General features: G+C 35.7%; 10 protein-coding genes. All 10 read left to right on the top strand.

Going from position 1 to position 9,913, the window contains the following annotated elements; translation table 11 throughout:
- The first annotated feature begins 63 nt into the window (after positions 1-63).
- Positions 64-627 (top strand): elongation factor P, encoded by a 564-nt coding sequence (gene efp, locus AC07XN_RS21140; protein ID WP_309912730.1) that lies wholly within the window; start codon positions 64-66, stop codon positions 625-627.
- Between the two features lie 19 nt (positions 628-646).
- Entirely contained in the window at positions 647-1,126 is a 480-nt protein-coding gene (accB, locus tag AC07XN_RS21135; RefSeq protein ID WP_309912733.1) for an acetyl-CoA carboxylase biotin carboxyl carrier protein, read from the top strand.
- 78 nt (positions 1,127-1,204) lie between these two features.
- A complete protein-coding gene (accC, locus tag AC07XN_RS21130) occupies positions 1,205-2,548 on the top strand; it encodes an acetyl-CoA carboxylase biotin carboxylase subunit (RefSeq protein ID WP_309912735.1) in 1,344 nt (447 codons plus the stop codon).
- Positions 2,549-2,715: 167 nt separating this feature from the next.
- Entirely contained in the window at positions 2,716-5,226 is a 2,511-nt protein-coding gene (locus tag AC07XN_RS21125; RefSeq protein ID WP_494744489.1) for a TonB-dependent receptor plug domain-containing protein, read from the top strand.
- A 113-nt stretch (positions 5,227-5,339) separates the two neighbouring features.
- Positions 5,340-5,699: a hypothetical protein gene (locus AC07XN_RS21120; protein WP_494744488.1), complete on the top strand. Its 360-nt coding sequence runs from the start codon at positions 5,340-5,342 to the stop codon at positions 5,697-5,699.
- Between the two features lie 108 nt (positions 5,700-5,807).
- Complete coding sequence (gene atpB, locus AC07XN_RS21115; RefSeq protein WP_309958939.1) at positions 5,808-6,887, top strand: F0F1 ATP synthase subunit A; 1,080 nt, start codon at positions 5,808-5,810, stop codon at positions 6,885-6,887.
- Positions 6,888-6,939: 52 nt separating this feature from the next.
- Entirely contained in the window at positions 6,940-7,185 is a 246-nt protein-coding gene (atpE, locus tag AC07XN_RS21110; RefSeq protein WP_184129022.1) for an ATP synthase F0 subunit C, read from the top strand.
- 227 nt (positions 7,186-7,412) lie between these two features.
- Entirely contained in the window at positions 7,413-7,907 is a 495-nt protein-coding gene (gene atpF, locus AC07XN_RS21105; protein ID WP_309912744.1) for a F0F1 ATP synthase subunit B, read from the top strand.
- Between the two features lie 82 nt (positions 7,908-7,989).
- Positions 7,990-8,529 carry an ATP synthase F1 subunit delta gene (atpH, locus tag AC07XN_RS21100; RefSeq protein WP_494744487.1) on the top strand — a complete coding sequence of 180 codons (540 nt, stop codon included), beginning with the start codon at positions 7,990-7,992 and terminating at the stop codon, positions 8,527-8,529.
- 89 nt (positions 8,530-8,618) lie between these two features.
- Positions 8,619-9,692: a CHC2 zinc finger domain-containing protein gene (locus AC07XN_RS21095; RefSeq protein ID WP_494744486.1), complete on the top strand. Its 1,074-nt coding sequence runs from the start codon at positions 8,619-8,621 to the stop codon at positions 9,690-9,692.
- The last annotated feature ends 221 nt before the right edge of the window (positions 9,693-9,913 follow it).

Here is a 9,913-nt window from a genome sequence, read left to right as displayed (position 1 = left end):
ATAGCGATATTACTGGATGATTATTTAATACTACTAATCATTATTGTAATATCAATAACAAAAATGGCAACTACTGCAGACATCAAAAACGGTTTAGTAATTAAATTCAATAATGATTTATTTTCAATTATTGAATTCTTGCACGTGAAACCAGGTAAAGGACCTGCTTTTGTAAGGACAAAATTAAAGTCATTGACTTCTGGTAAAGTGATTGATAATACCTTCAACTCAGGCGTAAATATCTACCCCGTACGTGTTGAACGTAGAGTATTCCAATATCTTTATGCTGAAGAGTTTGGTTATACTTTTATGGATAATATCACTTTCGAGCAAATCACGCTTAATAAAGAGATGGTTGAAGCGGCCGACTTGATGAAAGAAGGCCAAGAAGTTGAGATTTTAATTAATGCCGAAACTGAATTGCCTATTTCTTGCGAAATGCCTCCATTTGTTGAGTTAACAGTCACTTATACAGAACCTGGCATAAAAGGTGATACAGCTAACTCGCCGAAAAAACCAGCTACTGTAGAAACTGGAGCAACTATTATTGTACCATTATTCATCCAAACAGACGAAAAAATTAAAGTCGATACTCGTACATACGAGTACGCTGAAAGAGTAAAGTAATCCCTATAACAGTCCTAACATGGAAAATAAAGAAATTCAGAAACTCCTTGATTTTATTGCACAATCAACGCTTGATGAAGTAAACATTGAAACTTCGGAGTTAAAATTATCTGTTAAACGTTATGGTGCAGCACCAGTAATTCAGCAAGTAGCAGCTCCACAAGTAGCCGTTGCTGCTCCAGCGGTGGCTCCTGCAACATCAGCGGCTGCTCCTGCGGCACCAGCTACTCCAGCGGCAGCTCCAGTAGTTCATGCTAATAGAGTTACTATCAAATCACCAATGATTGGAACGTTCTATCGTTCTGCTAGCCCAGATTCACCAGTTTTTGTTGAAATTGGTAAAGAAATTACAAAGGGTAAAACTGTTTGTATCATTGAAGCAATGAAATTATTCAACGAAATTGAATCTGAAATTTCAGGTAAAGTAGTTGAAATCTTGGTTGAAAATGCAACGCCAGTTGAATTTGACCAACCATTATTTGTTGTAGAACTGGCTTAATTTGAAGATAGAATAATTTGCTAAACCTTTAGTTATCAAATTATAAATTCTCAAGTTTTCAAATGCTCAAATTGAATCATGTTTAAAAAAATATTAATTGCCAACCGAGGTGAGATTGCTCTTCGCATCATCAGGACTTGTAAAGAAATGGGCATTAAAACGGTGGCTGTTTATTCAACTGCCGATCGTGAGAGCCTTCATGTAAAATTTGCTGATGAAGCCGTTTGTATAGGCCCACCACCAAGTCGTCAATCTTATTTAAATATTCCTGCTATTATTTCTGCTGCCGAAGTTACTGGTGCAGATGCGATACATCCAGGATATGGTTTTTTATCTGAAAATGCTGAGTTTTCAAGGATTTGTGCTGAATATGGTATCAAATTTATTGGGGCTACCGCCGATCAAATCAATTCGATGGGTGATAAAGCAACAGCTAAAGATACCATGAAAAAATCAGGGGTTCCTGTAATTCCTGGTTCTGATGGATTAATTGATACGGTAGAAGAAGCAAAAGCTTTAGCGAAAGACATCAAATACCCAGTTATCATCAAAGCTACTGCTGGTGGTGGTGGCCGTGGTATGAGAATCATCCGCAAAGAAGAAGAATTTGATAAGTTGTGGACAGATGCTAAAACTGAATCAGCTGCTGCATTTGGAAACGATGGTCTTTACATGGAGAAATATGTAGAAGAACCACGCCATATCGAAATACAAATTGTTGGAGACCAATTCGGTACGGTTTGTCACTTATCAGAACGTGATTGCTCTATCCAACGTCGTCACCAAAAATTGTGTGAAGAAACGCCTTCACCAGCCCTTACACCAGAGTTAAGAGCTCGTATGGGTGAAGCTGCTATCAAAGGTGCTGCTGCTATTGGTTATGAAGGTGCTGGAACGATTGAGTTTCTTGTTGACAAAAACGGAGACTTCTACTTCATGGAAATGAATACGCGTATCCAAGTAGAACACCCGATTACTGAAGAAGTTACTGATTTTGACTTAATCAAAGAACAAATAAAAGTAGCTGCGGGCGAACCTATTTCAGGGCAAAACTATTTCCCTAAATTATTTGCTTTAGAATGCCGTATTAATGCTGAAGACCCTAAAAATGGCTTCCGTCCGTCTCCAGGGAAAATTACGAACCTTCACCTTCCGGGTGGTCGTGGTGTGAGAATCGACAGCCACGTGTATTCTGGCTATACTATTCCACCAAACTACGATTCAATGATTGCGAAAGTAATCGTATCGGGACAAACCCGTGAAGAAGTTTTGCTTCGTATGAAACGTGCTTTACAAGAATTTGTGATTGAAGGAATTAAAACTACTATTCCATTCCATATTAAATTAATGGATGACGAACGTTTTAAATCTGGAAACTTTACTACTGCCTTCATGGATGGTTTCGACCTTACAACGCTGTAGTGTTAAAGGAATATAAATAAAAAGATGACCTCAGTTTTGATTAATTGGGGTCATCTTTTTTTTGTACCCCATTAAACCCCACCTATCACAAAATAATTGTGTTTGTAAACACCAACTAAGATATTTGAATCGTTTAAAAGGTATTACAACAAAACCCACCTAAACGCATGAATCGCAAGCTATTTACTTTTTTATCTATCACCCTCTTTATCACCTCTGCCTTTACTTTTATGGAAGATGGAGACGATTTTATTCAAAATTTAGTCGCCAAATTCGAGAAATTCCATCATGAAAACCCACAAGAAAAAGTTTATTTACAGCTCGATAAACCTTATTATCTAGCAGGTGAAACTATTTGGTTCAAAGGCTATTTGTTTGATGCTACTTATCATAGAATAGATTCTGTCAGCAGAGTACTATACGTTGACTTAATAGATGAATCAAAAGGCAAAATTATTGCACAACGCACTTTAAAATCTGATGGTTCAACATTTGGTGATATTCTCATTCCTGATTCTTTAGCAGAAGGGAGTTATCAAATCAGGGCTTATACCAATTATATGAGAAATTTCTCTGAAGAGTTTTTTTTCAGACAAGAAATAAAAATTTGGGAAGGTACTTCAAAAAATAAACTCACCGAAACCGCAGGAAACAAATTACAAGAAGTTGCTGATTTACAATTTTTTCCAGAAGGTGGAAATTTAGTAGTGGGTCTTCAAACGAGAGTAGGTTTCAAAGCTGTAAATATTGCAGGTAAAGGAGTGGAACACGAAGGGTTTGTATTGAGTAGTACTAAAGACACTGCCGCAGCCTTCAATTCTGAACATTTAGGAATGGGATATTTTAATTTTACCCCTGAAAATCTAGAGACCTATACCGCATACGTCAAACAAAAAGATGGCACATTCAAGTCTTTTGTTTTACCTACAGCCTATCAGCAAGGCTATACAATGGCGATTGATAATGTATCGAACAAAGAAAAGATAAAAGTTTTCATTTCTAATAGTACACCCATTCCTGCCGATAAAGCCAAGGACATTGTCATTATAGCACAACAAAGAGGACAAATTTGTTTTGTAGCGAAGGGTTCTGAAAAACTAAAATCTTTTGGGGTAAGTATTCCTAAAGATAAAATTCCTGACGATGGTATCATACAAATTACGATGTTTGATTCAAAAGGCGAACCAAGATGCGAACGTCTCGTTTTTGTACAGCAAGACAAACAGATAAATTTAAAAGTTAGCACTGATAAGGCAGTCTATAAAAACAGGGAAAAAGTAACGCTGAATTTGGAAGCAACTGATAAAGCAGGGAAACCCTTAAAAGGTGATTTTTCTGTGGCCGTAACAGATGCAGGGCAGGTAATTCCTGATGCTTTTCAAGGTAATTTATTAACTTATTTATTATTAACTTCAGATATTGCTGAAAAAAAAACAGGCGAATACTATGCAAGTTTAAAAGGTAATATAGAGCAACCTGCCTATTATTTTGAATCTAATAATGAAAATGCCTCTAGACATTTAGATATATTAATGCTAACGCAGGGCTGGAGACGATTTGTTTGGAAAGATATTATTGACAATAGAAAACCTAGCTTTCAGCATATTTTAGAAACAGGGTTGAGTGTAACAGGAAAAGCCTTACGTCCCAATGGTAAACCTGCGAATAATGTAAGCCTGACATTGATGTTGAAAACGCAAAATGAAAATCCTCAGATTTTAATGAGTAGTGCAGATTCTTTAGGGAACTATGCTTTTTACGGCATTGATTTTAATGATAGTACTCAAGTTTTTATACAAGGCATGAAAGATAAAGGAAGCAAGAACCTTCAGGTATCTATTGACCCACAACCAAGTGCGCCCAAAGTACAGATTATAAGAACCCCTTTTAATCCTATAGAATTTGATGCCAAAGAACTTGCGGATTTCTTAAAAAAAGCGAAAGATGCTATTGAACTAGAGAAAAAATTAAAGCTTAATAAAGTTCAGATGCTGGATGAGGTAGTGGTGAGAGCTAAAAAAGAGACCCCTCCAGATTCTCGTAAAATTTATGGTAGGGCTAGTAATACGATAAAAGTGGATAATATTTTATGTGCTGGCGCTACCAACGTATTACAAATGCTACAAGGTAGAGTACCAGGGGTACAGATTTCGCCTGATGGAAGTGGTGGCTATAAGGTAATCATCAGAGGGATAGGCACCATTAACGGAAGTACTGACCCACTGGTTGTATTAGATGGTATGGCAACATCCGTTGATATTCTTACGGGTATTAATCCTTGTGATGTTGATGAAATTGATATATTAAAAGGGGCAGATGCCGCTATTTTTGGTTCGCGAGCTAGTAACGGCGTAATTTCTATTTTGACTAAAAGAGGTGGAGCAAACTACGATTATTCAAAAGACCCTGCCTTGGGCGTTGCTCTTCAAAAGCGTTTTGGATATCATGTAGCTCGCGAATTCTATGCTCCTAAATACGATGTTGATAAACCAGAAAATGTTCGTCCAGATTTTCGCTCTACACTCCATTGGGCTCCTAATGTTCAAACAGATTCAACAGGGAAAGCTACCTTAACCTACTGGAACACAGATGCAAAAACAAGTATCAACATTGTGGTAGAAGGAACAGCATTCAGTGGAGGCATTGGTATCGCGAAAAATACTTATCAAGTAAAATAAGGATTAGCTTAAAAAATAAAAAAGCTACTTAACGTATTTCGTTGAGTAGCTTTTTTTATGATTCTCCTTTTCTGAAAGTTAGTCTTTGCCTACCTTTGCAAAAATTATTGATTATGCTTAGAATCATTATCCTAACGATTGTCTTGGGTTTGGTATTTTATTTTTCGCCACAAATAGGACTTTCCCAATATCTTCATGCTTATAAGTGGATAATATTGGCTTTCTTTTTTGCGGTTTCTTACCTGAATCATCTGTTGGCACAAATGGGGTTTGCTAACAATCGCGAGCACTTTGTACAATTCTATTTAGGTGGTATTGTAGCAAGGTTAATTCTAAGCCTGATTTTCGTTGGCGTAATTGCTTATATGGGTACAAAAGACATCTATATCTTTATTACCAATTTTTTTGTACTCTATTTATGTTACACAGGGTTTGAAATTTACGGATTGTATCGTAACTTGCGACACTTTTAGAGGTGAATCAATTAGTTTTATTCATAAAGCATTGATTATCACCAACCAAGAGTAAAGATTATTATTAAGAATATTCAAAAAACAACCATATACTTCCAAGAAGCCGTGATGAAGAAAGTGTATTTTTCAAATATTTTAGCTTTTTTATTTTTGTTCTCTTCAGTAACTTTTGCTCAGCATGAGCATAGTGCTGATACAACAGCTACGCCTACTACTGAAACTAGCACAGAAGCCGTAGAAGGCAAGCATGAAGAAAGCCATGGCGAAGCGAAATTCGAGCCAGGTAAACTTATCCTTGAGCACATCGGTGACGAACACGAATGGCACTTTGCTACTATTGGACATTCGCACGTTTCACTTCCATTGCCATGTATCGTTTTTACTAAAGATGGCTTGAAAGTATTCTCTTCAAGTAAGTTCAAAAACGAACACCATGAAGCTGTTTCTTATGAAGGACTTAAATTAGAACATCACCATATTGTTGCTGAAGATGGTTCTGCGGTTTATGATTTTTCAATCACTAAAAACGTAGCTTCTTTGTTATTAAGTGCTGTGCTGTTATTGACTATTTTCTTCTCAGTAGCAAAAGGATACAAAGAACGTGAAGGAAAAGCACCGAAAGGATTGCAGTCGTTATTAGAACCAATCATCATTTTTGTTCGTGACGAAATTGCAAAAAATAACATTGGCGAAAAACATTATAGACGCTTTACGCCATACTTATTAACATTGTTTTTCTTTATCTGGATTAACAACCTTTTAGGATTATTACCAGGTGGTGCAAACTTAACAGGTAACATCGCAGTAACGTTAGTATTAGCATTAATTGCCTTTTTTGTAACTAACCTTAACGGAAAAAGTACTTATTGGGGACATATTTTTGCTATGCCGGGCGTACCGAAATGGTTATTAATTTTATTAACACCCGTAGAAGTTATCGGTTTGTTCATGAAACCTTTCTCTTTAATGGTTCGTCTTTTTGCTAACATCAGTGCAGGACACATCATTTTATTGAGCTTAATTTCATTAATTTTTATCTTTGAAAGTATCGCAATTAGTCCAATCATCGTTGGTTTCTCTATTTTCATGAACCTTATCGAATTATTGGTAGCTTTATTACAAGCATATATCTTCACCATGTTGACATCAACTTACATTGGTTCAGCCGTTGAAGAGCACCATCATTAATATTTATTCAAAACGTTTTTCAAATTAATTTAACAAATAAACAATTACAATTATGTCACTTTTGTCAATCTTAGGAGAAGTTTCTTTAGGTTTAGGTCTTGCTGGTTTAGGTGCTGGTGTTGCAGCTATCGGTGCTGGTTTAGGTATTGGTCGTATCGGTGGTTCTGCAATGGAAGCTATCGCTCGTCAACCTGAAGCTTCTGGAAAAATCCAAGGTGCTATGTTGATCGTTGCAGCATTCGTTGAAGCCGTAGCTCTTTTCGCAGCGGTAATCTGTTTGTTGGTAACGTTGAAGTAATTCAAAACCAACTGATTAGTGTTCATATCTGAAAAAATTAGTTTTTTGGTAATTGAATCCTATTCAAAAGCAAAATTTGAAAATCAGCAAGTAAAGCATTAGGCTATTGCTGATTTTCATCTTAAAAAAATATCAAATGTGTACTATACATTCTCTAAGTCAGAAAGTTAGTTTACGTTTTTAGAAAGCATTCATAGAAATTTTCACATACAAAATCACAGACAACGATGGATTTAATTACCCCTGGTCTTGGTCTAATAGTTTGGCAATTAGTAATTTTTGGTCTTTTGTTTTTCTTGTTATCAAAATTTGCTTGGAAACCAATCATGGCATCTTTACAAGAAAGAGAACAATCAATTGAAGATGCTCTTTCTTTAGCAGCAAAAACTCGTCAAGAAATGGCGGAATTGAAAGCTGGTAATGAAAAACTAATCGCAGAAGCACGTGCTGAGCGTGACAGAGTTTTAAAAGAAGCTAAAGACGCTAGCGAAGCAATGATTGTACAAGCTAGAGCTGAAGCTCAGAAAGTTGGTGCAGAAGAAATCGAGAAAGCTCGTGCTGCCTTCAACCAAGAAAAAGTAAGTGCTGTGGCTTCATTAAGAAAAGAAGCTGCTACTTTATCACTTGAAATCGCAGAAAAAGTATTGCGTACTCAGTTAGCTGACCGTGCTGCTCAAGAAGCTTTGGTAAATACTTTGTTAGCTGATGCTAAATTAAACTAATATCGATTAGTTGATATTACGATTTGAATAAAGAATGAGGATACTTATTATCTAAATTCAACATCAAAAATCCAAAATTAAAATGTCCCAGCAAACCGTTGCATTCAGATATGCCAAATCTTTGCTTGATTTGGCGATAGAAAAAAACGTTGAAGCTCAGGTATATGAAGACATGAAACTCTTCAACCAAGTCTGCGACGAAAACCATCAGTTTTACTTACTGTTGAAAAACCCTATCGTATCTCACTATCATAAATTGACGATACTTAGAAAACTTTTCAAAGGTAAGGTAGACGATTCTACGATGTCTATTTTTGAAATTATTACTCAAAAAAATCGTGAGTCAGTATTAAAACTAATTGCTGAAGATTACCTTGTTCAATATGAATTATACAAAGGTATTCAGAAGGCTTATGTTACTACAGCTACTCCATTGACAGAAGCACAAAAAGCTGAATTCCAGCAAATTGTTGCCAATACCACTGGAAAGAAAGTAGAAATCATTGAGAAAATTGAAGAAGATTTAATTGGTGGATATATCCTTCAAGTAAACGATCGTCAGATTGATACTTCTGTAAAAGCAAGACTTAATGACTTGAAAATGAGATTTAGTAATAACTAATCGTCATTGATAAATATCTTAACAACAACCCGTTAGAACTTATTCTTACGGGTTTTTTGTTGTACAAACATATATCATATCCTCTCCTGATGAACATTTTAGACGAGCTCAACCAAGTATCTATCCTACAAATTGCAGAAGATTTGGGACTTGACGTTAAGCGACAGCGGATGATTTGCCCATTTCATGAAGACGATACGCCATCGTTGGTGCTATATCCACATACCAATAGCTTTTATTGTTTTGGTTGTGCTAAAACTGGTAACAGCATTAGTTTGTATTCAGAAATCAAGAAAATGGATATAAAATCTACTATTCAGGAAATGGCAGTAGAATATATCCCAGGTTTTGAAAAGCATTCAACATACACCAAGAAAAAACTACCTACTAGCAATTTGTTTGATGTTGCCGCCATCAGACGAGTACAAGAAAAAGAAAAGCCAACTGAAGAAATACATTCTCAGATTTATGAAGCCTTTCGTAATTTTTGTTTACAACAAAAATCAAACGAATTGTCTCAATCAGCCCTTGCTTATTTAAAACAACGTGGCTTTACTGATAAGACCATTAAAGATTTTAACCTATTTGTCATTAAAGATTATACCGAAGTAACTTGGTATTTAAAACAACATTTCGCAACCCTCGACTTACAAGAATCAGGGCTATATAATACCAAAAACAACCTCATTTTTTACGCCCATTCATTAATTATCCCTTATTATCGCGAAGGTCGAATTGTTTATTTACAAGGCCGTGTGATTAATAAACCTATCGATGGTACTAATCGCTATTGTTTCTTGAATAACAAGCCTTTAACACTATTTAATGCCGATGTTTTAAAGAAGACTAGAACTGGAGAAACCGTATATGTTACCGAAGGGGCTTTCGACTGTGTGCGTTTAGTTCAGGAAGGGAAAACGGCTGTGAGTTTAGGAACAGCCAATATCTTCAAAAAAGAATGGGCAAAATTATTTAAACGAGTCAATGTGGTTTTTTATTTAGATAACGACAAAGCAGGCCATAAGGCAGCAGAGGAACTAGAAAAGATTTTTACGCATTTTAATATCTCTTGTACTCGCAAGAATCTTCCAGATGAATATAAAGATGTAAATGATTATTATACAGGGAAATTGGGAAGTAATGAGCAGTTGGGGATGTTTTAGGGTTGGCAGGTACAATCAATGAGTCTTATTTATTAAAAAGCCTTAATTCTTCTAGCTTTTTGTTAAGCTCAAATATCATTGTTTTACTACCTATCTTTCTTTCTAATATTTGTCCAGTTGGCGAGGCTAAAATAATACTAGGAAAAGTATTTACTCTTAATTTTTTCACAAACCCATTATCTTGATAATTTTCTGATTTATTTAACCAAGACATATCCTAC

Source organism: Arcicella sp. GW458-12-2-14-TSB2 (genome assembly GCF_059423785.1).
Note: the sequence above shows the minus strand (reverse complement) of the source record. Positions and strands in the feature narration are given on the sequence as shown.

Excerpts from the sequence above, each read along its gene's own strand:
- efp (WP_309912730.1), top strand. The coding sequence starts at position 64 with ATGGCAACTACTGCAGACATCAAAAACGGTTTAGTAATTAAATTCAAT.
- accB (WP_309912733.1), top strand. The coding sequence starts at position 647 with ATGGAAAATAAAGAAATTCAGAAACTCCTTGATTTTATTGCACAATCA.
- accC (WP_309912735.1), top strand. The coding sequence starts at position 1,205 with ATGTTTAAAAAAATATTAATTGCCAACCGAGGTGAGATTGCTCTTCGC.
- AC07XN_RS21125 (WP_494744489.1), top strand. The coding sequence starts at position 2,716 with ATGAATCGCAAGCTATTTACTTTTTTATCTATCACCCTCTTTATCACC.
- AC07XN_RS21120 (WP_494744488.1), top strand. The coding sequence starts at position 5,340 with ATGCTTAGAATCATTATCCTAACGATTGTCTTGGGTTTGGTATTTTAT.
- atpB (WP_309958939.1), top strand. The coding sequence starts at position 5,808 with ATGAAGAAAGTGTATTTTTCAAATATTTTAGCTTTTTTATTTTTGTTC.
- atpE (WP_184129022.1), top strand. The coding sequence starts at position 6,940 with ATGTCACTTTTGTCAATCTTAGGAGAAGTTTCTTTAGGTTTAGGTCTT.
- atpF (WP_309912744.1), top strand. The coding sequence starts at position 7,413 with ATGGATTTAATTACCCCTGGTCTTGGTCTAATAGTTTGGCAATTAGTA.
- atpH (WP_494744487.1), top strand. The coding sequence starts at position 7,990 with ATGTCCCAGCAAACCGTTGCATTCAGATATGCCAAATCTTTGCTTGAT.
- AC07XN_RS21095 (WP_494744486.1), top strand. The coding sequence starts at position 8,619 with ATGAACATTTTAGACGAGCTCAACCAAGTATCTATCCTACAAATTGCA.